General features: G+C 61.5%; 21 protein-coding genes and 1 pseudogene. 13 read left to right on the plus strand and 9 right to left on the minus strand.

Going from position 1 to position 23818, the window contains the following annotated elements; all coding sequences use genetic code 11:
- Positions 1-3: 3 nt before the first annotated feature.
- Positions 4-1230: an imidazolonepropionase gene (hutI, locus tag RPMA_RS03965; protein ID WP_211913422.1), complete on the minus strand. Its 1227-nt coding sequence runs from the start codon at positions 1228-1230 to the stop codon at positions 4-6.
- A gap of 89 nt (positions 1231-1319) precedes the next feature.
- On the opposite strand from hutI, the gene RPMA_RS03970 reads away from it, so the two are divergent.
- From RPMA_RS03970 to RPMA_RS04005, 8 genes are all read left to right on the plus strand, one after another.
- A complete protein-coding gene (locus RPMA_RS03970; protein WP_211911637.1) occupies positions 1320-2717 on the plus strand; it encodes a formimidoylglutamate deiminase in 1398 nt (465 codons plus the stop codon).
- Positions 2717-3469 carry a histidine utilization repressor gene (gene hutC, locus RPMA_RS03975; protein ID WP_211911638.1) on the plus strand — a complete coding sequence of 251 codons (753 nt, stop codon included), beginning with the start codon at positions 2717-2719 and terminating at the stop codon, positions 3467-3469. The genes RPMA_RS03970 and hutC overlap by 1 nt, the downstream gene beginning before the upstream one ends.
- 107 nt (positions 3470-3576) lie before the next feature.
- Entirely contained in the window at positions 3577-4536 is a 960-nt protein-coding gene (locus RPMA_RS03980; RefSeq protein WP_211911639.1) for an ABC transporter substrate-binding protein, read from the plus strand.
- A 135-nt stretch (positions 4537-4671) separates the two neighbouring features.
- The gene (locus RPMA_RS03985; RefSeq protein ID WP_211911640.1) at positions 4672-5445 is read left to right on the plus strand and encodes an ABC transporter permease; all 774 of its coding nucleotides are present in this window, start codon (positions 4672-4674) and stop codon (positions 5443-5445) included.
- Positions 5442-6227, plus strand: a complete 786-nt coding sequence (locus tag RPMA_RS03990) for an ABC transporter ATP-binding protein (protein ID WP_211911641.1) — start codon at positions 5442-5444, stop codon at positions 6225-6227. The genes RPMA_RS03985 and RPMA_RS03990 overlap by 4 nt, the downstream gene beginning before the upstream one ends.
- Before the next feature lie 253 nt (positions 6228-6480).
- Positions 6481-9120, plus strand: a complete 2640-nt coding sequence (locus RPMA_RS03995) for an EAL domain-containing protein (protein WP_211911642.1) — start codon at positions 6481-6483, stop codon at positions 9118-9120.
- A 192-nt stretch (positions 9121-9312) separates the two neighbouring features.
- Positions 9313-11304, plus strand: coding sequence for a diguanylate cyclase domain-containing protein (locus tag RPMA_RS04000; RefSeq protein WP_211911643.1), 1992 nt, complete (start codon positions 9313-9315; stop codon positions 11302-11304).
- The gene (locus tag RPMA_RS04005) at positions 11187-11972 is read left to right on the plus strand and encodes a putative bifunctional diguanylate cyclase/phosphodiesterase (protein WP_249225686.1); all 786 of its coding nucleotides are present in this window, start codon (positions 11187-11189) and stop codon (positions 11970-11972) included. Before RPMA_RS04000 ends, RPMA_RS04005 begins: the two co-directional genes overlap by 118 nt.
- A gap of 57 nt (positions 11973-12029) precedes the next feature.
- On the opposite strand, the gene RPMA_RS04010 is transcribed toward RPMA_RS04005, so the two are convergent.
- The 5 genes from RPMA_RS04010 to RPMA_RS04030 form a co-directional block, all read right to left on the minus strand.
- Complete coding sequence (locus RPMA_RS04010; RefSeq protein ID WP_249225547.1) at positions 12030-13592, minus strand: ATP-binding protein; 1563 nt, start codon at positions 13590-13592, stop codon at positions 12030-12032.
- A 122-nt stretch (positions 13593-13714) separates the two neighbouring features.
- Complete coding sequence (locus RPMA_RS28360) at positions 13715-14323, minus strand: response regulator (RefSeq protein WP_328516555.1); 609 nt, start codon at positions 14321-14323, stop codon at positions 13715-13717.
- Entirely contained in the window at positions 14295-14735 is a 441-nt protein-coding gene (locus tag RPMA_RS04020; protein ID WP_211911645.1) for a PaaI family thioesterase, read from the minus strand. The genes RPMA_RS28360 and RPMA_RS04020 overlap by 29 nt, the downstream gene beginning before the upstream one ends.
- 130 nt (positions 14736-14865) lie before the next feature.
- Positions 14866-15243 (minus strand): response regulator, encoded by a 378-nt coding sequence (locus RPMA_RS04025; protein WP_211911646.1) that lies wholly within the window; start codon positions 15241-15243, stop codon positions 14866-14868.
- 77 nt (positions 15244-15320) lie between these two features.
- On the minus strand, positions 15321-16166 hold the full coding sequence (locus RPMA_RS04030) for an MJ0042-type zinc finger domain-containing protein (RefSeq protein ID WP_211913424.1): 846 nt from the start codon (positions 16164-16166) through the stop codon (positions 15321-15323).
- Between the two features lie 128 nt (positions 16167-16294).
- Here RPMA_RS04030 and ftsE point away from each other — a divergent pair, with 128 nt between their 5' ends.
- The 4 genes from ftsE to RPMA_RS04050 all read left to right on the plus strand — a co-directional run bounded on the left by ftsE (position 16295) and on the right by RPMA_RS04050 (position 19533).
- The gene (gene ftsE / locus RPMA_RS04035; protein ID WP_211911647.1) at positions 16295-16954 is read left to right on the plus strand and encodes a cell division ATP-binding protein FtsE; all 660 of its coding nucleotides are present in this window, start codon (positions 16295-16297) and stop codon (positions 16952-16954) included.
- A gap of 9 nt (positions 16955-16963) precedes the next feature.
- Positions 16964-17935 (plus strand): cell division protein FtsX, encoded by a 972-nt coding sequence (locus tag RPMA_RS04040; RefSeq protein ID WP_211911648.1) that lies wholly within the window; start codon positions 16964-16966, stop codon positions 17933-17935.
- A gap of 79 nt (positions 17936-18014) precedes the next feature.
- Entirely contained in the window at positions 18015-18728 is a 714-nt protein-coding gene (locus tag RPMA_RS04045) for a YdcF family protein (protein ID WP_211911649.1), read from the plus strand.
- A gap of 37 nt (positions 18729-18765) precedes the next feature.
- On the plus strand, positions 18766-19533 hold the full coding sequence (locus RPMA_RS04050) for a lysophospholipid acyltransferase family protein (RefSeq protein ID WP_211911650.1): 768 nt from the start codon (positions 18766-18768) through the stop codon (positions 19531-19533).
- A gap of 203 nt (positions 19534-19736) precedes the next feature.
- Here the strand turns inward: RPMA_RS04050 and RPMA_RS04055 are convergent, their stop codons facing one another.
- Entirely contained in the window at positions 19737-20294 is a 558-nt protein-coding gene (locus tag RPMA_RS04055) for a gamma-glutamylcyclotransferase (protein ID WP_211911651.1), read from the minus strand.
- A 93-nt stretch (positions 20295-20387) separates the two neighbouring features.
- On the opposite strand from RPMA_RS04055, the pseudogene RPMA_RS04060 reads away from it, so the two are divergent.
- Positions 20388-21577: pseudogene (locus RPMA_RS04060) on the plus strand (DUF2125 domain-containing protein).
- Positions 21578-21764: 187 nt separating this feature from the next.
- Here the strand turns inward: RPMA_RS04060 and RPMA_RS04065 are convergent.
- Together RPMA_RS04065 and hisC are read right to left on the minus strand one after the other, a co-directional pair.
- Positions 21765-22706: a prephenate/arogenate dehydrogenase family protein gene (locus tag RPMA_RS04065; RefSeq protein WP_211911652.1), complete on the minus strand. Its 942-nt coding sequence runs from the start codon at positions 22704-22706 to the stop codon at positions 21765-21767.
- Complete coding sequence (gene hisC / locus RPMA_RS04070; protein ID WP_211911653.1) at positions 22699-23799, minus strand: histidinol-phosphate transaminase; 1101 nt, start codon at positions 23797-23799, stop codon at positions 22699-22701. The genes RPMA_RS04065 and hisC overlap by 8 nt, the downstream gene beginning before the upstream one ends.
- Between the last annotated feature and the right edge of the window lie 19 nt (positions 23800-23818).

Genomic DNA, 23818 nt, shown 5'->3' on the forward strand with positions numbered 1-23818 from the left:
TCCTTAATGCGTGAAGGTGGTCCGGCCGTGCCGGACGCGCGCGTGAAGCGGATTGAAGCCGACGCGGTAGACGAGTTCGGCCGGTGTCTCGATCTCCCAGATGGCGAGGTCGCAGAATTTGCCGACTTCCAGCGTGCCGATCTCATGGAGCTTGCCGAGCGCTCGCGCGCCTTCGCGCGTCACGCCGTTCAGGCATTCATCGACCGTCATGCGGAACAGCGTCGCGCCCATATTCATCGTGAGCAGCAGCGAGGTCAGCGGGGAGGTGCCGGGATTGCTGTCGGTGGCCAACGCCAGATGCGTGCCATGCTTGCGGAACAGGGCGATCGGCGGCGCCTGGGTCTCGCGCAGTGTGTAATAGGCGCCGGGCAGCACCACGGCCACGGTGCCGGCTTTGGTCAGTGCGATCACTCCGTCTTCATCGGTGTGTTCGAGATGATCTGCTGACAGCGCGCCGTAATCAGCTGCGAGTTTCGCGCCATGCAGGTTCGAGAGCTGGTCGGCATGCAGCTTGACCGGCAGACCGTAGGTTTTCGCGGCATCGAACAGTCGCGCGGTTTGCTCCGGCGAAAACGCGATCCCTTCACAGAAGGCATCCACGGCATCGGCGAGTTTCAGCGCGGCAACGGCCAGCAGCGTGTCGCGGATGACGCCGTCGATATAGGCGTCCTTGTCGCCCTTGGCTTCCGGTGGCATCGCATGGGCGGCCAGGAACGAGGTGACCACGCCGACGTCGCGCGCGTGGCCGAGCTGGCGTGCGGCTTTCAGGCAGCGGATCTCGGTGTCCTTGTCGAGCCCGTAGCCGGATTTGATCTCGACGGTCGTCACACCTTCGGCGATCAGGTGATCGAGCCGCTTCAAGCCGCTGGCGACGAGCTGCGCTTCGCTGGCTGCGCGCGTCGAGGTCATGCTGGAGGCGATACCGCCGCCGGCGCGGGAGATCTCTTCGTAAGTCGCGCCTTCCAGCCGCATCGCGAATTCGTTCGCACGGTGGCCGCCATAGACCAGATGCGTGTGGCAATCGACCAGGCCCGGCGTGATCCAGCGGCCGCCGCAATCGATACGCTCGGCCGCATCAGCATTCGCCGGCAGGTCGGAAATCGCGCCGACAAAGGCGATGCGCCCGTCTTTCGCTGCGATGCACGCGTTCTCGATGATACCAAGGCCGGGCTGACCTTCGGCCATCGTGGCGAGGCGGGCATTAGTCCAGATCGTATCGAAGGGTTTCATATCGAAGGTCATGAGGCGCTGCCGCTCATTTGGGACGTTCTATGTCTATACATAATCAGCGACCTCGCTTATTGTCGAGCGTCTTTTGAATGCAACGGACCAAGGCCGTGCACGCGTCAAGTGCTGCAGAAAAGCTGTTCTTCGCCCATGCGCTGCTTCCCGGCGGCTGGGCGCGCGACGTCACCTTGACGGTCGAGAATGGCGTGATCGCGGCCGTTGCCGACAATTCGAGCAGTGCTGGCGCGGAAATCGTCAGCGGTGTTGCGCTGCCCGGAATGCCCAATCTGCACAGTCACGCATTTCAGCGCGGCATGGCCGGGCTCACCGAGTTGCGCGGCGAGACCCAGGACAGTTTCTGGACCTGGCGGCAATTGATGTATCGCTTCATCGATACGCTGACGCCGGATGATGTCGAGGCGATCGCTGCCTATGCCTATGCCGAGATGCTGGAAGGCGGCTTCACCTCGGTGGCCGAGTTTCATTATCTGCATCACGACGAGAGCGGCGCGCCCTATGGCGATCTCGCTGAACTGGCATCGCGGATTGCCAGCGCTTCCGTCGAGACCGGCATCGGCCTGACGCTGCTGCCGGTGTTCTACAATTTCAGTGGCTTTGGCGGCGCGGCGCCCGTTCATGGCCAGCGTCGCTTCATCAATGATCCCGCGCGTTTCCTCGCTTTGCTGGAGCGCTCGCGCGAAGCCATCAAGCCGGTTGCTGACGCCGCCATCGGCATCGCGCCGCACTCGCTCCGCGCGGTGACGCCGGAGACGCTGAACGACGTGCTGAACACGGTCTCGACCGGTCCGGTCCATATGCATATTGCGGAGCAGGTAAAAGAGGTCGAGGATTGCCTGGCCTGGTCTGGTCAGCGTCCGGTCGAATGGCTGCTGGATCATGTTGACGTTAATCAACACTGGGTCCTGATCCATGCCACGCATCTGACGCCAGAGGAGACGACAGGCATCGCCAAAGCAGGCGCCGTTGTCGGTCTTTGCCCGTTGACCGAAGCCAATCTCGGTGATGGCATTTTCGAAGGCCCACGCTTCATCGAAGCCGGCGGCGCTTTCGGCGTGGGTACCGATTCCAATATCGAGATCACTGCGCCCGGCGAACTGAAGCAGTTTGAATACAGCCAGCGCCTGCATCACCGCGTCCGCAACGCCGTTGCGCGTCGAAGCGGGGAATCCACGGGCCGCGCGCTTTACGAACACGCGCTCGCAGGTGGTGCGCAGGCGTCCGGCCGCAATATCGGCGCGCTCGCAATCGGCAAGCGTGCCGATATCGTCGTGCTCGACGATACACATCCCGATCTCTGCGGCGTCACCGGCGATCGCTGGCTCGATGCGACGACGTTTGTGGCCGGAAAACCCGCCATTTCCAGCGTCTACGTCGGTGGCAAGCGCGTCGTCGAAAGCGGACGTCATCTCAAGCGCGATGGGATCACCGAGCGCTATCGCCGCGTCGTCAAGCGTCTGGCGAGCCTTTGATGGCGGCACGTGTGGCAAAAGCACTGAACGGCAAGGCGGCGCCGCAAGCGCTTTATCAGCGCATTCGCGCCGATCTCGAGGACAAGATCCTGTCGGGCCGCTGGCCGCCTGGTCATCGCATGCCGTTCGAACATGAACTGGTCGAGACCTATCAGTGTTCGCGCATGACCGTAAACAAGGTGATGTCTGGTCTTGCTGCGGCCGGGTTGATCCAGCGTAAGCGCCGGCTCGGCAGTTTCGTGGCGAAGCCGGTGGTGCAGTCGGCGGTGCTGCATATTCCGGATATCCAGGCCGAGATCGCCAAGCGCGGCGAGGCCTATGGTTATGAGCTGCTGGCGCGCAAGCGACGCAAGGCGACGAAGGACGATCTCGAACGTCTCGGCACCGAGCGCGGCTGCGACGTGCTGGTGCTGAGTTGCCGCCACATCGCCAAGGGGCGTCCCTTCGCCTATGAGGAGCGCCTCATCAATCTCGATGTGGTCGCGGCCGCTGCGGAGATCGATTTCGCCAGCGTGCCGCCGGGCACCTGGCTGCTTGGCCATGTGCCGTGGAACGAGGCCGAGCACCAGATCACCGCATGTCTTGCGGAGGACGAGGCGCGCCAGGCGCTGGCGCTGAAGAAGCCGGCCGCCTGCCTGGTGGTCGAGCGCCGCACCTGGCGCAAGAACAGGATCATCACCGCGGTGCGCGTCACCTATCCGAATGATCTGTACCGGTTGACCGCGCGCTTCACCCCTGCGGGACGCGCGTGATGGCGATAGCAGGACTCATCTGTCGCAGTGGCGGCTCGGAAATTGCCTCTGGCATTCCAGCATGTTGCCGTGCAGTATTATTTCAAACTAGCTGAGGAGAGTGGGTTATGAAGTTGATTGGAGTATCCGTCGCCGCCGCGCTCGCGGCCTTCGCCGCAACGCCCGTGGCTGTAACGCCTGCCGCTGCGCAGACCAAGGTCACCATCGGCATGTCCGGTTGGACCGGCTTCGCGCCGCTGACCCTCGCCAAGGAAGCCGGCATCTACGCCAAGAACGGCCTCGACGTCACCATCAAGAAGATCCCGCAGGCCAGCCGCCATCTCGCCATCGCGTCGGGTGACGTGCAGTGCGCCGCCACCACGGTCGAGACCTGGGTGGTTTGGAATGCGAACGGCGTTGCCACCACGCAACTATTTCAGCTCGATAAGAGCTATGGCGCCGACGGCATGGCCGTGCGCGGCAATGTCGCTGCGATCAAGGACCTGAAGGGCAAGACGGTCGCCGCATCGGCGCCTGGCACCGCGCCCTATTTCACGCTCGCCTGGTTCCTGAAGAAGAACGGCCTCAGCGTGAAGGACGTCTCCGTCGTCAATATGGAGCCGGGCCCCGCAGCGCAGGCTTTCATCGCTGGCCAGAACGATGCGGCGATGACCTATGAGCCCTATCTCTCGGCCGTGCGTGAGAAGCCGGAAGCCGGCAAGATCATCGCCACCACGCTCGATTATCCGATGATCATGGACACCTTCGGCTGCTCGCCGAAATTCATCGCCGAGAATGAAGCTGCGGTGAAGGCGCTGACCAAGAGCTATTTCGAGGCGCTGGCAATGATCAAGGCGGATCAGGCCAAGTCCTACGAGATCATGGGCGCGGATGTGAAGCAGAGTGGCGAGAAGTTCGGGGCCTCCGCGCAGTATCTGCGCTGGCAGGATCAGGAGCAGAACAAGAAGTTCTTTGCCGGCGAACATGCTGCCTTCTCGAAGGAAGCCGCCGAGCTGCTGCTCGAAATCGGTGTGATCAAGCAGATCCCGGATCTGACCAAGCTCGCCGATCCGCGCTTCATTCAGTAACAGATCGTCATTGCGAGCCCCGCAAAATTGGCAATTGCCAATTTTGCTTCGGCGAAGCAATCCAGAATGCCAAGAGCTGGATTGCTTCGTCGCTTCGCTTCTCGCAATGACGACATTTGGCATCGATAGTCGGACATGAAACCACTCGCACCCATCTCCTCGCCTGCGCGCGTGGTGCTCGGCATCTCGTTCTTCGTGCTGTTCGTGGCCGGCTGGTCGTTCGCGACCTTTGGCGGCTTCGTTTCGAAGACCTTTCTCGCCAATCCACTCACGATGATCGAGGACGGCTGGTTCCTGCTCACCAAGCAGGGCTTCCTGTTCGATATCGGCATGACGATCTGGCGCGTGGTCGGCGGTTTCGTGCTGGCGGCTCTGGTGGCGGTGCCGCTGGGCATCCTGATGGGGGCCTACAAGCCGGTCGAAGCCTTTCTCGAACCCTTCGTCTCCTTCGCGCGCTATCTGCCGGCCTCGGCCTTCATCCCGCTGCTGATCCTGTGGGCCGGCATCGGCGAAATGCAGAAGCTGCTGGTGATCTTCATCGGCTCGGTGTTCCAGCTCATCCTGATGGTCGCCGTCGCCGTCGGCAGCGTGCGCCGCGATCTTGTCGAGGCGTCGCTGACGCTGGGCGCGAAAGACGATGGCGTGCTGCGCCGTGTGCTGATCCCGTCTGCCGCGCCGGAAATCGCCGAAATCCTGCGCCTCGTGCTCGGCTGGGCCTGGACCTATGTGATCGTCGCCGAACTGATCGGCTCGTCCTCGGGCATCGGCCATATGATCATCGACAGCCAGGCATTGCTTGCCACCGGCCAGATCATCTTCGGCATCATCGTCATCGGCATCATCGGTCTGATCTCGGACTACGTCTTCAAGGCCGCCAACAAGCGCCTGTTCCCGTGGAGCATCATTTGAGCAAGCTCGTCATCGAGAACGTCTCGCGCGTATTCCCGGCGGTCCGCGGCGGTTCGCCCACGCGTGCGCTGGAGCCGACCCATCTCAACGTCGCCGACAACGACTTCGTCACCATTCTCGGGCCGTCCGGCTGCGGCAAGTCCACGCTGCTGCGCATGGTGGCCGGCCTGGATACGCCGACCACCGGCCGCATCCTGCTCGATGGCAAGGCGATCACCGGCCCCGGCGCCGATCGCGGCATGGTGTTTCAGTCCTACACGCTGTTTCCGTGGCTTACGGTCGCGGAAAACGTCGCTTTCGGCCTGCGCGAGCGCGGCATCTCGCAAAAGGAGCGCAGCAACATCGCGCGCGAATGGCTGGAGAAGGTCGGGCTTACCAGTTTTGCCAATCACTTTCCGAAGCAGCTGTCCGGCGGCATGCAGCAGCGCACGGCGATCGCACGCGCGCTCGCCAATGATCCGAAGATCCTGCTGCTCGACGAGCCGTTCGGCGCGCTCGACAACCAGACCCGCGCGCTGATGCAGGAGTTGCTGCTCGGCATCTGGGAGCGTGAGCGCAAGACGGTGATTTTTGTGACGCATGATATCGAGGAAGCGATCTTCCTCGCCTCGCGCACCGTGGTGATGTCGGCGCGTCCCGGCCGCATCAAAGCCGATATCCCGGTCGATTTGCCGCACCCGCGGCACTATACGATTAAGACGAGCCCGGCATTTTCTGCACTCAAGGCGCGCCTCACGGAAGAGATTCGCGTGGAAGCGGTGCTGGCTGCCGAGGCGCACTGACGCTCCGGGTAGCGCCATGATACCGATTTACTTCATTCCAGCCATCGCAGGTTGCGTCGCGTCGTGCGCTTCTTTCTGAAGCTGCGCCATTTTAGGAGCCCCTTAATCACATCTGCTTTGCTCGGGGCATTGAGCACCTGCGAAAACCAATTGGCGACGGCTCGCCCGTAGAAATGCACCACCACGGCAGAAGCCGGGGTTTGGGCCCTTTTGATCGGCTCAAGTTTTGGACGTGCATATTGTGAGTTGAGCGATGACTTTGGTGCTGGTGAACGAGAGCGATACAGCGAGATCGCTTCTTGCAGGTATCGAGCAGGCCACCATTGCTGTGGTGATGATCAATGCGGACAACAACGTCATCCACTTCAATGCCGCGGCTGAAAATCTCTGGGGCTATGACCGACGCGAAGTGCTCGGCCACAATGTGAACGTCCTCGTGCCAGCCGGCATCCGGCCTCATCACGACACATATATCGCCCGAGATCGAAAAACGAAGGACGGTCGCATCGTCGGTCAAAGCCGCGAAGTGAAGATCGAACGCAAGGACGGCAGCGAAGTATGGGGATCGCTGTCGATATCGCGTGTCGAGGTGAATGGCGAAGTCACCTATATGGGATTCGTGCGCGACGTCACCGAAGACGTGAAGCGCCGTGAACAAGTCGCCCTGTTGGGACTGGTGGTCGATAAGACGAACCGCGCAATCTATGTGGCGTGTTCAGACGCCAAGATCTGTTACGTCAACGACGCCTTCACCGACATGCTCGGTTACACTTGGGCTGACGCCGCAGGGTGCCAGCCCGAAGAATTGCTGGTGGGGCCATACACAAGCCCGACCACGCTCAAGCAGCTCTATCACCAGATCCAGACGGGCGGCTCTGCCGAACAGGAGCTTCTGGTCTATGACAAGAGCGGCAACGAGGTCTGGGTTCTGGCCGCGCTCAGCGCGATCCACGATGATGACGGACATCTGAAATATCTGGTCTCGATGATGACTGACATCACCGAGAGCAAGCAATTGCAGTCGTTGCAGAGCTATATGTTGGAAGCTCTGGCGGATGAACAGCCATTGCGTAAGGTCATGGACAACCTATGCCGCAAGGTCGAGAAAATCGCTCCCGACGTGGTCTGCTCTCTGACGCAGATCGATTCCGCCGGAATGCTCCATCGTCTGGGCGCGCCAAGTCTTCCGAAGACCCACGCCAAGGCGATGGACGGCGTCATCATCACGCATGACTTCAAATCGGAAACCTGCGGGCTTCTCAACGGAGAGGCGGTCCTGGTCGAAGACATCGCGTCGGATCCGAGCTGGCAGTCCTATAGCGCGGTCATCGTCGCCGCGGGTTTGACGGCATGCTGGATCAATCCGATCCGGGCGAAAGATGGCAGGGTGATTGGAACCTTCACCTTCTATTATCGCGAGAAACGTGGTCCGAGCCGCTGGCATCGCAGCATCGTTCAGGCCTGTGTGCATCTCGGTGCTCTCGCGATCGAGCGCGAAGAAGCACGCAACGAGATTTCGCGCCTCGCTTATTTCGATGCGCTCACCGGCCTGCCAAACCGCACGCATATGCGACAATTGATGGAGAACGCGATTGCGGCTTGCCCAGCAGGCAAGAATGTCGCGGTGATGTTCGTCGATCTCGATCATTTCAAGGATGTCAACGATACGCTCGGGCATGCCGTGGGCGACGAGCTGCTGATTGCGGCGACCCGTCGATTGCAGGCAACGATCCGCCCGGGTGATGTTCTCAGCCGGGAAGGGGGCGACGAGTTCATCGTTCTGATGCCGAACTGCACATCCGATGATGCGGCGTCTGTTGCCGGCCGCATCACGGATGTTCTGTCGCAGCCCATACAGCTTGCCAATGACAAGGTCTCCGTCACCGCCAGTGCCGGCATCAGCATGTATCCGGACAACGCGCGCGACCTCGATGGTCTTCTCAAATATGCCGACTCTGCGATGTATAAATCGAAGCAGGCGGGGCGATCGACTTATCGCTTCTTCAGCAGCGAAATGGATCGCGCGAGTGATGAGCGGCTCGCACTGAGCACGGCGCTACGTGCGGCCATATCGGGCGAAGGCCTGAGCCTACATTATCAGCCGCAGATACGCGCAAGGAATGGCAGCCTCTACGGCGTCGAAGCGCTGGCACGATGGCACGATCCGGTGCTCGGCGATGTTCCACCGTCGCGCTTTATTCCGCTCGCCGAGGAATGCGGGCTGATCGAACAGATCGGCATATGGTCGTTGCGCGAAGCATGTCGTCAGATGGCAGAGTGGCGCAAAGCCGGCCTGAACGTGCCGTCGGTGTCGGTGAATCTTTCACCGATCAATTTCGAGAATGCCGAGCTTCCGGCTCTGGTGTCGGCTTTGATCGCCGAGAATGGTCTTTCACCGGCGCGCCTGATGCTGGAAGTGACGGAAAGCGTCGTGATGAGCAATCACGCGATAGCGATCGAGACCATGAACAAGATCCGTGCCGCAGGCATCGGCCTGTCGATGGATGACTTCGGAACCGGCTATTCCAGCCTGAACCGCCTCGCGCAACTGCCCGTGCGTGAGTTGAAGATCGATCGCAGTTTCATGCGCAATATCGAGAGTGAGGCGGGAGCGCTGGCGATCGCCACCGCGGTCGTTCGTGTGGGACAGAGTCTCAACATGACGGTCGTCGCCGAAGGCGTCGAGACGGAGGGGCAGAGCCAGATTTTGACGGAGCTTGGTTGCGACGTCATCCAGGGCTTCCTGTATTCACCCGCGCTTCGCGCGCCCGATTTCGAAGCATGGCTCGCCGCGCGCCATGCAGAGCGATGGATGGCGCTTGTCGCCGAATGTCGCGATGTGCGGGCGCAGATCGTTGCTGAAGCGGAAGCCGCTGATACCACGGTGGCCTGACGCGCAATCGAAGATACTGACCTCATTTACATTGCTTTAACGATATTTCCCGGTTCGCCCTATCGGACGATGACCGCATACCTGTTTGACGGATTGGTGTTTGAGTACTCTGCGCGACGAAGTGTGGCGATCGGTAGATCGGAAGCGCGCTCGTCTTGAAATGAATTGCGTCTATTGAGTGAAGGTCGATCTATGTCAGCTAGCCAAGTCGGACAGCCATTCGGCCAATCCAGCGATGCTGCAAAAGCACTGTTTTCGGCATTCGAACACGCCGTCGATGCTGTGGTCATCACCGGACTCGGAAGCGAAATCCGGCATTTCAACAGTGCAGCCGAAAGGCTTTGGGGCTTTGGTCGTGATGAGGTCGTCGGCCGCAACGTCAATATTCTTGTGCCGGAGGATGTCCGCGCTAATCTCGACGGAGTCGTCGCGATCAAGGCTGCTCTACCTGCGGCTGCGCCGGTCAAGGGGCGACGTGAATTCAGGCTGCAACGAAAGGACGGGACAGAGGCGTGGGGCGCCTTTTCAATCTCGCGCGTCGATTATGGCGGCAAGTCGCTCTACATCAATTTCGTGCGCGATGTCACCGACGAGGTGAAGGATCGGGAGAAGAACGCGCTGATGGCGCTGGTCGCCGAGAAGACCGACCGCGTCGTGGTGGTGATGGATCGCGATTCGCACATCATTTACGTCAACAAGGCCTTCACGGACCTGTTCGGCTATTCGCTGGCGGAAGCGATAGGCAAGCATCCCCAACATCTGTTGACCGGCGAATATACGGACTACGAAGCGATCACTCGGTTTCATGCGAGCATCGATGCCGATGGGCACGGACATGAAGAGCTGCTCACTTACGACAAGGATGGGGAAGCGATCTGGATATCGACCACCGTCAATGCCGATCGCGGTGCCAATGGCGAGGTCAAATGTCTGATCGCCGTTCTGGTCGATATCACCGAGAGCAAGCAAATCCATTCGCTTCAGCATCTCACGTTGGAAAATCTCGCCAACGACATGCCTGTCCTCGATGTCATCAATGACCTTTGCGCGCGCGTCGAAGCGATCGCGCCTGACGTGGTTTGTTCGGTGCTGCATGTCGATGTGGATGGTCTGCTGCATCCGTTGGGAGGCAAAAGCCTGCCGCCCGGATTCGCTGAAGCGATCGATGGTCTGCTCCTCGGCCCGGAGGTGGGCTGTTGCGGTGCTGCGGCATTCAGCGGCGAGGCGGTCTTGTCGATCGATATCGCAACAGATCCGAAATGGCAGGCTTACAACAAGTTGCCATTGCAGGCCGGCCTCCGTGCTTGCTGGTCTACCCCCATCAAAGCGAAAGATGGGCGTGTCATCGGGGCTCTCGGCTTTTACTTTCGCGAATCCAAGGCTCCGACGCGGTGGCATCAGACCATTGTCCAGAACTGCGTCAACCTGTGTGCGCTCGTCATCGAGCGCCACGAAGCACGCAGCGAGATCGCGCGTCTCGCCTATTTCGATGCGCTGACTGGTCTTCCGAATCGGGCGCAGTTGCATCGGATCATGACGAGGCAGATCGATGCGAGTGGTCCGCATGGCCGGATTGCTGTCATGTTTCTCGATATCGATCACTTCAAGGACGTGAACGATACGCTCGGTCATTCCGTCGGTGACGATCTGTTGGTGAGCGTCACGCAGCGGCTCTGCAAACAGATTCGCCCGGCGGATACGATCAGCCGGCAGGGCGGTGACGAGTTCGTGGTTGTGCTGCCCAACTGCAATGTGGAAGACGCTGCGGCGATCGCAAACCGGTTGCTGGAGTCGCTGATGCCGCCGATCCAGCTCGGATCGAAGGCCGTGCCGGTTTCGGCAAGTATCGGCGTCAGCATGTATCCCGACAATGCTGACGACATCGATGGATTGCTCAAGCATGCCGATGCGGCCATGTATCAGGCGAAACTCGCGGGCCGATCGACATATCGTTTTTTCAGTGCCGATATGAATCGCATTACCGAAGAGCGCCTCGCATTCAGTACCGCGTTGCGCAACGCGATCATGCAGGGGGCTTGCGCTTGCACTACCAGCCCCAGTTGCGAATTGATGGAAGTGTCTATGGCGCCGAGGCTCTGGCGCGTTGGCAGGACGCCGTTCTCGGCGATGTCCCGCCGTCAAAATTCATTCCGCTTGCCGAAGAATACGGTCTCATCGAGATGATCGGGACATGGTCATTGCGCGAAGCGTGTCAGCAGATTTCTGCGTGGCGTCGCGCGGGGCTTCACGTGCCGTGCGTGTCGGTGAATATGTCGCCGATCAATTTCCAGAACCCTGATCTCGCTGAGCTCGTAAGGAATATTCTGTCGGAGAATGATTTGGCTCCGGATGCGCTGATGCTTGAGGTCACGGAAGGCGTGGTTATGTGCGAGCATTCGACGGCCATCGAAACGATGGAGAAAATCCGGCAATCGGGTGTGCGTCTGTCCATGGACGACTTCGGCACCGGCTATTCGAGCCTGAGCCGTTTGGCCGATCTGCCCGTCCGCGAGCTCAAGATAGATCGCAGTTTCATGCGCGATATCGAGAGTCAGGCGAGCGCATTGGCGATCACGCGTGCCATCGTTCGTGTCGGACAAAGTCTGGGTATGACAGTGGTGGCGGAAGGCGTGGAGACCGACGGCCAGCGCCGATTGTTGGCCGAACTCGGCTGTGACGTGACGCAGGGCTTCGTTCACGCGCCCGCTCTGTCGGTACCTGATTTTGAACACTGGCTGGCAAGGCACATGGCGACATATGGTGAGGCTGCAAGTGCAGATGCCCGGCAGATGTCGGCGGCAGATGATAAACCCACGCTGAAACTGGTCTCGGCGAACCCCCGTCCGCATTAGAGCATGATCCCGAAAAGTGGATACCGGGATTTAGACAGGATCATGCTCTAGCCTGCGTTACGGTCGCTTATCGAGCAGTTCGCGGATCTTGCTGCCCAGAGCCGCCTGCGTGATGGGTTTTTGCAGCAGCGATACGCCGGGGTCGAGGCGCCCCTGGTGCACGATGGCGTTGCGCGAATATCCGGTCATGAACAACACCTTGAGGGATGGCAAGCGCTTCACCATTTCGTCGGCCAGCAATCGGCCGTTCATTCCGGGCATGACGATATCCGTCAGCAGCAGGTCGAAAGGTTCGGGGTCGTCGGTGAATTCGGCCAGCGCTGCGGCCGCATTGCAGGCTGTGCGGACCTGATAGTTGAGGCCCTCCAATGTCTCGACGATGTATGACCTGACATCTGGATCGTCTTCGACGACCATGATGGTTTCATCACCCTTGCTTCCAATGATCTGATGGTTCGTTTCCATCGCGTAATCGGGGACGCGCGTATTGCGCGGCAGGTAGATCTTGATCGTGGTGCCTTCGCTGACCTCGCTATAGATCTTCACATGCCCATCGGACTGCCTGACAAAACCGTAGACCTGGCTCAGTCCCAGGCCTGTCCCCTGGCCGGGTTCTTTTGTCGTGAAGAATGGATCAAAGGCGCGCTCCTGCACATCCTTCGGCATGCCGGGGCCATTGTCCGAAACGGATATCAGGACGTATTGCCCGACACGTATGCCTGACTGCTGGGCGTAAGCTTCATCGATAAACGCGTTGCTGGTCTCGATCGTCAATTTCCCCACGCCGTTCATGGCATCGCGCGCATTGACCACGAGATTGAGGATTGCGGCTTCCATCTGGCTGGGATCGACCTCGACCTGCCAGACACCGGCACCGCCGACGATCTCGATATCGATGTTTTCTCCCAATGTCCGCTGGAAGAATTCGGACATGCCCTGCAGCAGTCCGTTCACATTGAGGGGCTTCGGATCGAGTGGTTGTCGTCGCGCAAAGGCAAGCAGGCGCTGGGTGAGAACCACAGCGCGCTGTGCGCCACCCGCAGCACTTTTGATGACACGTTTGAGACGATCGCGTGAAGTGTCGGTCCAGTTGGTGATGCTCTGTTCGGCGATTTCAAGATTGCCGCTGATGATGGTCAGCAGGTTGTTGAAATCATGCGCGACGCCGCCGGTGAGATGGCCGATGGCTTCCATCTTCTGCGTATGTCGCAGCAGATCCTCCGCTTCGCGGCGATGGCGGCTTTCTTCCATCAGCGCCAGTTCGGTTTCGCGAAGCTGTGCCGGGGAGGGGATCGCAAGAAGTTTTGGCAGCAGCGGCCACATGATAGCTGCTGTCATGACCGAGGCGACGGCCGTCATCGCCTTGACGATTCCTTCGAGCCCATAGGCGGGCACCCACAGCGTGTAGATGGACATCACATGGGTGAGGCCGCACGCCATGATGAAGAAAGCGAACGCCCAGAAGATCCAGCCGAATTCAACATCCCGGCGCTTGGAGACGAAGATTGTCAGTGCAATGGGAATAGAAAAATACGCCGCAGCGATCAGCGCGTCAGAGCCGACATGCAGCCATATCAGCCCCGGCTCCCAGAGCAGGCAAATGCCATGCGGTGCAAACATGGAACTGTCGAAAAGACGCTCAAGCGATGCCCACATCGGTTGCCCCTGCCGAAAGCTGGTATGTTGCAACCAGCGTGGCTGTGGAGGCGGTAAGCGTCAAGCGCGAGCGCGCTGCAATACGGTTACCGTGGGGATGAAGCTGATAGTTCGGCCAGCATATCGATGAGCTGATGCTGCCGATAGGGCTTCGGAATGAACCGGCCGCCGCTGGGCAGGTCCTTTTCGCTCACCTTGAAATGGCCCGACGTCGCAAAGATTCGGACCGGCGGCCACCGGTTGGCCACGGCATGGGCAAGCGCCAGCCCGTCCATCGAGCCGGGCATATCGATATCCGTGAAGATCAGCCGGATGTCGGCTCGCGCCTCGAGCATCTTGATCGCAGCGTCGGCATTCGGGGCCTCGACGGCCTGAAATCCGGCCTCCTCGATCATATCGACGGCATTCATGCGCAGGAGTGGATCGTCCTCGACCACCAGGACCACGACCGTCTCCTGAGCATGGTTATGGTTGCCGGCTGTCGCCGGCTCGTTGGGGGCAATTCTGGCCGCCATCTGGGCATTCGATGCGCGGTGGGATGAAAAGGCCATGTTTTGAAACACGTTATCAATAGTCACGGGCACAGCACGAAAGCTGCACAACTGTAAGTGCGTGACCGTCTTTTCGTTCCGAAAACCGGAAAGTTTCGTCGCGCCGTCTGAATCGTCAGCCCGGATTGCGCCCTTTGTCCGCATTGTCCCGCATCACCTTGAACACGCCATGGGCGGTGGCAACGACGTGGTTGTCGCCTACGGTCACTTCGGTGGTCATGAAGATCAGGCTTTTGCTGGTGCGCACGGCGCGCGGGCGCGACACGATCAGGTCGCCGATCCGGGCTGCATCGACGAAATAGGTGTCCATTTGAACCGTGGCGAGGGCTTCGACGCCGGCGGCTGCGCGGGCGCCCATGCCGCAGCTGCGATCGGCCAGCGTCATCACAGCGCCGCCTTGTACGACGCCGCGGCGGTTCCGATGCTTTTCCTGGCCCAGAATGGCGAATTCGTGCGCGCCGTCCACTTCCCGGTGCCACATCGGGCCAACCAGCTGGATGAAGCCGTCGTCATGCATGATCGTCCAGCCGGCGGCTTCGAGGTCGGCGTCAGTCATCCCAATTCCTTGTGGCGGTATCAAAGTACGTTGCTGCGTGCTTGGTGCGATATCTACAAAAGCAGCAACGCGCGCACCAGAGGCCGCAGGACGGCACAGCCCTGCGCTATCGGTCAGAACGCCGACGGATCTAGGCCTTGTTGCGGGAGGCCAGTGCGTCGGCGACCGCGGTGCGGATATCGGCTACGGAAAATGGCTTCGTCACCACGTCATGAACGATGGCGTTGAGACCGGTGGCGCGCTCGCGCTGGTCGGCAAAGCCGGTCATCAGCAGGATCGTGAGATCGGGAAAGTCGCGTGCAGCCGCAAGCGCCAGCGCGATGCCGTCCATGATCGGCATCTTGATGTCGGTGAGCAGGAGATCGAAACGGCCTTCCTGCTCGGTCAGGATTTCGAGAGCCTCAGCGCCGTCCTCGGCGGTCACGACCTCATGGCCATCCATGCCGATGGCGCGGCCGACCAGCAGGCGCAACGGTTCTTCGTCATCCGCGATCAGGATACGCGACATCAATAGTCCTCAAACACGTTTGTCTCTTGGAGCACGATCTGATCCGAAAACCGAATGCTGCTTTTCGGGATCATGCTCTACGCAGCGACGTCGCGCTTGTTAAAAAAGCGTACGTCGATGCTGCGGCCTTCCGCCGGCGGCGAAGCCAGGCGGGACTTGAACCATGTCTTATCACCGGGATTGAGGCCGGGCTGCTCCAGCACGGCGCTCCAGGCATAGATTTCGGTGCCCTTTTCGTCTCGCACCACGAAGCGCAGGCGCGGCATGGCCGTCGGCACGCGGGTCTCGGAGACCACATACCCCTCGATCAGCATCACCGGTTTGCCGTCGACGGTCTCGGTGGTGATTTTGACGTCTTTGAAGGCGAGGCCGCGGATATTCACGTCGAGGCCGAAAACCTGATAAAATGCAGCGGTTTGCGGCATCAGGCGGACGATATCGACCCGCCAGATCGACAGTGCCATCACGAAGGCAGCCATGGCGGCAGTGGCGATGGGCAAAATATGCGACCTGTTGAGGCCGCGTGGCCGCATCCGGGGAGTCAGATTGCGCAGCCTGCCCGTGCGCGACAACCTACTTTTTGGCGACGGTCCGGCATCTTCGCGGGCGGCGACCGTCCAGTCGGCATCTTCGGTCCGCGATTGGAATTTAGGTTCTGCCGGCAAGTCGGCCGAGATCGAAGGGCTCTCGACCACGGGAACATCGGGCTCCCGCGCCTCTTCCTCGGAGACACCCCAGGCGCTGAGGTCTTCATCCGGTTCGGGCTGGCTCGCAGCCATGGCCGGCTTGGGCGGAGCGAGGGCTTCCGGCTTGGCCAGCCAGACTTCCTTGCAGCGCGCGCAGCGCACGGTGCGGCCGGCATCGCCGAAGCCGGCCGGATTGACGGCGTAGGACGTCGTGCAGTTGGGACAGACGATATGCATGGTGCCGAGTGCCGATGACATGGTGGCAAACTACAAGACGACCGTTAACGAATCGGAAACCATAACGGCCGCACAAGCAAATGACCGTTATCTTGCGCCTTTAGTGAATCCGTCGAACGGAGCTGCACGTGGTCCGGTTCGAAAATGTAGGCCTGCGATACGGGCTTGGTCCGGAAATTCTGCGCGATCTGAATTTTCAGATCCCCGCGCATTCCTTTCAATTCCTGACCGGCCCTTCCGGCGCCGGCAAGACGTCGCTGCTGCGCCTGCTGTTCCTGTCGCTGCGGCCGACGCGCGGCCTCGTGAACCTGTTCGGTCAGGACATCTCGCTGCTGGCGAAGGACGAGATCGCCGATCTGCGCAAGCGCATCGGCATCGTGCTGCAGGATTTCCGTCTGCTCGATCACATGACCACCTATGAGAATGTCGCGCTGCCGTTCCGCGTGATGGGTCGCGAGGAATCCAGCTATCGCCGCGAAGTCATCGATCTCCTGAAATGGGTCGGCCTCGGCGAGCGCATGGATGCGCTGCCACCGATTCTGTCAGGCGGTGAGAAACAGCGCGCTGCGATCGCGCGCGCGGTGATCGCGCGGCCGCAATTGCTGCTTGCGGACGAGCCGACCGGCAACGTCGATCCGACGCTCGGCCGCCGCTTGCTGCGATTGTTCATCGAACTTAACAAATCCGGTACGGCCGTGATCATCGCGACCCATGACATCACCCTGATGGACCAGTACGACGCGCGTCGCATGGTGCTGCATCAGGGCCGGCTGCATATGTATGAATAGGCACAAGGCGTGAGCAGGATCGGCGACGAGCATGGACCGCTGATGGATCTCGGGCAGGAGCGCCCGCAGGTCCCCGCGAAGGCGCGCAATGCGTCGCCCATCGTGCCGAGCGGCCAGATCGCCGGCCGCGCGCTGGTCGCCGTGGTCGCGATCATGACGTTCCTCGCCTCGATCACATCCGGCGCCGTCCTGCTGATCAGCGCCTCGGCCTCCGAATGGCAGTCGGAAGTCGCAAGCGAAATCACCATCCAGGTGAAGCCAGCCGCGGGCCGCAATCTCGAACGCGATGCGCAGGCAGTGTCGGAGGCCGTGCGCGGCCAGCCGGGCATCGTCGAAGTTCAGCCCTACACCAAGGAGCAATCGGCGCAATTGCTCGAGCCCTGGCTCGGCACGGGCCTGTCGCTGGATGAACTGCCGGTGCCGCGCGTCATCGTTGCGCGGGTCACGCCGGGCACGGCACTGGATATCGTCGGCCTGCGTGCGCGCGTAGCGCAGGTGGCGCCGAGCGCGAGCGTGGATGATCACCGCGCCTGGGTGGAGCGCATGCGCTCGATGACCTCGGCCGTGGTGCTGGCCGGCCTCGGCATTCTCGCACTGGTGATTGTCGCCACCATCATCTCGGTGTCGTTCGCGACCCGCGGCGCCATGGCGGCGAACAAGCCGATCGTCGAGGTGCTGCATTTCGTCGGCGCCGGCGATCGCTATATTGCCAATCGTTTCTTCCGCCATTTTCTCAGGCTTGGCCTGCAGGGCGGCGTGATCGGCGGCGGTGTCGCGATGCTGATGTTCGGCTTCTCGGAGTCCATCGCGAGCTGGTTCTCCGGCACGGCGGTGGGCGATCAGTTTGCGGCGCTGCTCGGCACCTTCTCGCTGCGGCCGTCGGGCTATCTGATCCTGGCCGGGCAGGCGCTTGTGATCGCAGCGATCACGGCCGCTGCATCGCGGCGCACGCTGTTTGCGACGCTCAATGACATCGACTGACGCTGATGGCGCCGCTGGAGCATCGCCAAAGCGTCGAAATGTGCTTAAAATTGCGGCGGCAAAACTCCGCACCAGAACGATGACCTTGTTGGACGACCACAACCAGATCGATGACGCGCCGGCAAAGCCGCTGCCACGGCGGCGGTTGATCCGTGCTGCCCTGGTCGCCGCTGTTGCCATCGGCTTCATGGTCGGTCTTGTCGGCTTCGTTGCGTTCCTGTCGCAGCTGCGCCATGGCGATGTCACGCCGTCCACCAAAGCCGATGGCATCGTCGTGCTCACGGGCGGGTCATCGCGCGTGGCCGATGCGCTGGATCTGCTCGGCAATGGCTTCGGCAAGCGCCTGCTGATCTCCGGCGTGCATCCCACCAATGGCATCGGCAATATCCAGCGCTCGCTGCCGGACAACGACCAGCGCCTGCTCGCCTGTTGCGTCGATCTCGATCGCTCCGCCACCGATACGCGCAGCAATGCGGTGGAGACGCGGCGCTGGGTCCGCAAGCAGGGTTTCCATTCGCTGATCGTGGTGACGTCGAACTACCATATGCCGCGCGCACTGGTGGAACTGTCGCATGAGTTGCCGGATGTGGAGCTGATCCCGTTTTCGGTGATCGGCGAGCGCTGGCGTGACGAGGCCTGGTGGACCAGTGGCACCACGCTGCGTTTGCTGTTATCGGAATATGTGAAATACATCGCCGCCGAAGCGCGGGCGCGGCTGGCCAATATCGGCATCGATCTGATGCCCGATACCAACGAGCTGCCCGAGCCGGCACCGCGCAAGCCCGTATCCTGAGCCTCCTGATTCCATTGATCGAGCGAAGTTTGAAGACATGATATTCCTGCGTTCGCTGATCTATCAGGTGCTGTTCTACGCGCTGCTGGTGTTCTGGATTCTGGTCGCCATCCCGACCCTGCCGCTGCCGCCGCGCTTCTTCATGAGCGTCGCGAAAATGTGGGGCACCAGCAGCATCTGGCTGATGCGTGTGGTGTGCAACACGAAGTTCGAGATCCGTGGCCGTGAGCGCATTCCCGACGGCCCGCTGATCGTCGCGTCCAAGCACCAGTCGATGTGGGAAACATTCGCGCTGCTGCAGTTCTTCGACTGGCCGCTCTTCATCTACAAGAAGGAACTCGGCCGCATTCCGTTTTTCGGCTGGTATCTGATCAAGTCCAAGATGATCGAGGTCGACCGCAAGGGCGGCGTGCGTGCGCTGATGGACATGAGCAAACGCGCCGCAGTTGCGATCCAGGGCGGCCGTCAGCTGATCATTTTTCCCGAAGGCACGCGCCGTCCAGTCGGCGCGCCGCCAGATTACAAGAGCGGTGTCGCGCAGATCTATGCCATGAGCAACGAGCCGTGTTTGCCGGTGGCGTTGAATTCCGGCCTGTTCTGGCCGCGGCGGACTTTTTTGCGCTATCCCGGCACGATCGTGGTGGAGTTTTTGCCGCCGCTGCCGGCCGGCATGGACCGCAAGGAGTTTCTGCCACTGCTGGCAGAGCGGATCGAGGAAGCGACGGACCGGCTGGTGGCGGAGGGACGCGCGGAGCAGGCGGAGATTTTCGGGCGGGTGCCTGATGTGGCGGTGAAGGAGAGGTAGGACTCTTTCTTTTCCCTCCCCAAGCGGCGAAGCGGCGCAGCGGGGAGGGTGGCCTGAGCGTAGCGAAGGTTGGGTGGGGTCTCTCCCGCGTGATGTTCTTCGTGGGAGAGACCCCACCCGTCTCGAAGCTCGCTGAACGCTCGCTTCGATCCACCCTCCCCGCTGCGCCGCTTCGCGGCTTGGGGGAGGGAGAAGATCAGCGCTCACTCATGCAGCATCATCGCCAGCTTATGCAACTGCGCATCCTTGAACCCCTGCGCCTCGATCGACTTCACCGTCGATAGCACATAGTCGCGATTGTTGCCTGATCGCCCGTGGCCCTGCCGCACGACGCGTAGCTGTTCGGCAAGCGACAGCCGGCCCGCATACTGCACATGGCTGCGATCGGCCACATAGGTTAGTGCGCTGACCCGCGAGCGGGCATCGTCATCAAGCCAGACTGAACGCATCACCTCGCGATACACGCCCGTCGTCTGCTCGCGCTCGCGCAGATAGGCGATGGTCGCATCTTTCTTGTCGGCGGCCACGCGAAAGGCGATGCCGCGGCAGGCGCCGCCGCGGTCGAGACCGAGCACGAGGCCGGGCTTCTCCGGCGTGCCCCTATGGTCGAAGGAATAGACGCAGAGCGCCCGATGTTCGCCGATCAGCCGGGCCGGTGTCTGTTCGATGAAATCGAAGCCCGGCCGCCACATCAGCGAACCATAGCCGAACACCCAGAGGTCATGATGGCTGTCGGGGGCGGGCGAATTCGGAGGGGTCATGGGGTCGCACTAGCAGAAGCAGGCCGATCATGCGAAGGGAAACCTCCCGTCGGCACCGCCGTTTCGACAAATTCCTGCGATCTAGGTCCGCTTATGTCAGATATTCTTGAACCTCGCCGTCGTCGCCTCGGGCTCCTGTTCTTCATGCCCGTGGTCGTGGTCGTCATCTGCCTCGCCTGGACCGGTTTCTGGTTCTTTGCCGCCTCCAAGGTCGATGAGAATGTCGAACTGTGGCAGGCGCGCGAGGCGGCCGCCGGGCGCAAATATGAATGCGCGAATCGTTCGGTCGCAGGCTTCCCGTTCCGCCTCGAAGTCCGCTGCGACGGCGTGAGCGTTGCGCTGCAGGCGCAGACGGCGACTCAGAATGCCACCCAGATTCCGGTCACCGCAAAGCTCGGCGAGATTCTGGTCGTGGCCCAGATCTATACGCCGCGGCTGCTGATCGCCGAGTTCAAGGCGCCCGCCGTGATCGCGCAGCAGGGCCAGCCCTGGATGGCGATGGGCTGGAGCAATGCGCGCAGCAGCATCACCGGCCTGCCCGGCACGCCCGATAGCGGCGATCTCGTGTTCGATGACCTGACGCTGGATCGCTTCGCCGGCACCGCGCAGGCGCCGGCCGTGCGCGCCAAGAGCGTCATACTCAATGGCCGTACGGCGCCGAACTCGACACCGGAGAAGCCGGTGATCGAAACCGCATTGCGCATCACCAGCGGCACCATTGCCGATGTGCATCCGTTGCTTGCCGCCCCTTCGACACGGATATCCGCGCGCAGGTGTCGGGGCTCACCGATCTGTCGCCGAAGCCGTGGCCGCAGCGTTTTCGCGAGATTCAGGCGGCGGGTGGTCGTCTCGACATCACGCAGTCGCGCGTGCAGCAGGGCGACATCATCTCGCTGGCGACGGGCTCGCTCGGCATCACGGCAGCCGGCAATCTCGATGGCGAGTTGCAGATGACGGTGACCGGGCTCGACAAGGCCATCAACGCGCTGGGCATCGACAAGCTCCTGGAGATGGGCGTGCCGCAGGAGGCACTGGACCGTCTGGCACCGGGTGTGAAGTCGCAGGACGTGAACAATATTCTCGGCGCGCTGGATCGCGCGATCCCGGGGCTTGGCAATTTTGCGCGCAAGAATGCGGGCGCGGGACTGGCTGCGGGCGTGAATTCGATCGGTTCGCCAGCCACGCTGGAAGGCAAGCCGGCGCGGGCGTTTCCGCTGAAGTTCGTCGATGGCGCAGTGTTCTTCGGGCCGCTGAAGGTCGCGCAGATTCCGCCGTTGTTTTGAGGTTTTTTCCCTCTCCCCCAGGCACAGCTTCGCTGTGCAGGGTGGGAGAGGGTGGATGCGCGCCGCTTGGCACGCAGACGGGTGAGGGGTAGCCACAGACTCCGAGCCCGGCCGTACCCCTCATCCGTCTCCGCTTCGCGGAGCCACCTTCTCCCACAAGGGGAGAAGGAAGAGGAGCACCGTTCCCTCAGCTATCTTTCTTCTTCAATGCCGCGTGTTTCCGCCCGAAGTCCGCCGCCGCTTCATCCTGGCCGATACTCACGATGCCCCGGCGGATCGCGCGTGTTCGCGTAAAATGCTCGAACAGCGTCTCGCCATCGCCCCTGCGGATCGCACGGGTGAGCTTCGACAGGTCTTCCTGAAACGCACCCAGCATTTCCAGCACCGCGTCCTTGTTGGTCAGGAACACGTCGCGCCACATGGTGGGGTCGGAGGCTGCGATACGGGTGAAATCGCGGAAACCGCCCGCGGAGAACTTCAGCACTTCCGAATGAGTCACATCTTCGAGCTCATCGGCCGTGCCTACGATTGTATAGGCGATGAGATGCGGCAGATGGCTGGTTACCGCCAGCACGAGATCATGATGCGCGACACCCATGATCTCGACATTGGCGCCGAGGGCAGACCATAGCGCCGACAGTTTCTCGACTGCCGCTTCATCCGCGCCGTCGGGCGGCGTGAGAATGCACCAGCGATTCATGAACAGTTCGGCGAAGCCGGAATCCGGGCCCGAATTCTCGGTGCCGGCGACCGGATGCCCGGGGATGAAGTGCACGTTGTCCGGCAGATGCTCGGACATCGCAGCCAGCACCGAGGCCTTCACCGAGCCGACATCGGAGATAATGGCGCCGGGCTTGAGATGCGGCGCGATGCTCTGCGCGACATCGCCGGCGCGGCCGACGGGGACGCAAGAGATGATTAGGTCCGAAGCCTTCACCGCCGACGCATTGTCGTCGGCGATGCGATCCGCGAGCTTGATCTCGGCGGCGCGGGCACGGACCTCCGGCGAGGCGTCGGTGGCGACGAGTTCGCCGGCGAGGCCGAGCTGCTGGATGCCGCGCGCCAGCGACGAGCCGATCAGGCCGAGACCGATCAGCGTGACGCGTTGAAAGAGCGGAGCGTCAGTCATTGCGCTGCATGAATTCGCGCAAGGCGGCGAGAACGAGTTCGTTGGCTTCCTCGGTGCCGAGCGTCATGCGCAGCGACTGATGCAGGCCGTAGCTCGACACCGCGCGCAGCACGAGGCCACGCTTGGTCAGGAAGGCATCGGCCTCGGTTGCGGTCTTGCCGGGCGTGGTCGGGAAATGGATCAGAATGAAGTTCGCCACGCTCGGCGTCACCTTGAGGCCGAGCTTGGTGATTTCAGTGGTGAGGATTTCTCGCCATTTCACCGTGAAATTGCGCGACATCTCGACGTGATCGGTGTCCTCGATCGCAGCAACAGCCGCCAGCATCGCCGGCGCCGACACGTTGAACGGACCGCGCACGCGATTCATCGCGTCCACGATGTGCGCGGGGCCAAACATCCAGCCGATGCGCAGCGCTGCGAGGCCGTGCACCTTGGAGAAGGTGTAGCAGACGACCGTGTTTTCGGTGGTCTGGGCCAGATCGAAACCGCTCTCGTAATCGGGTTTTTCGACATAGTCGGCATAGGCGGCGTCGAGCACGAGCAGCACGTGTTCCGGCAACGATGAGCGCAGGCGCTTCACTTCCGCGATCGGCAGGTAGCTGCCGGTCGGGTTGTTCGGATTGGCGAGCCAGACGAGTTTCGTCTTCGGCGTCACGACCTTGAGGATCTCGTCCACATTGCAGGTGAAGTCGATTTCCTTGGCCACGACATTGGTGGCGCCATTGCCCATGGTGGCGATGGGATAGACCAGGAAGCCGAATTCCGTATGGATCGCCTCGTCGCCGGGGCCCAGATAGACATGCGCGATCAGGTTCAGGATTTCGTCCGAACCGGCACCGCAGATGATGCGGTCGGGATCGAGGCCGTAACGCTTGCCGACGGCGTCGCGCAGCACCTTGGACGTGCCTTCCGGATAATCCTCGAGATGCGTGCCGACGCGCGCGAAGGCCTCCTTGGCGTGCGGCGAGGGGCCGAACGGCGTCTCATTGGCCGACAGCTTGAACACTTTGCGGCCCGCTTCCGGAACCGGGGTTTTGCCGGGGGTGTAGGGCGCGATATCGAGAATGCCGGCTTTCGGCACGGGGCGGGACATTTGGGTAGCTCCGGTAGTC

Origin of the sequence: Tardiphaga alba (assembly GCF_018279705.1) — a bacterium.
Taxonomy (GTDB): domain Bacteria; phylum Pseudomonadota; class Alphaproteobacteria; order Rhizobiales; family Xanthobacteraceae; genus Tardiphaga; species Tardiphaga alba.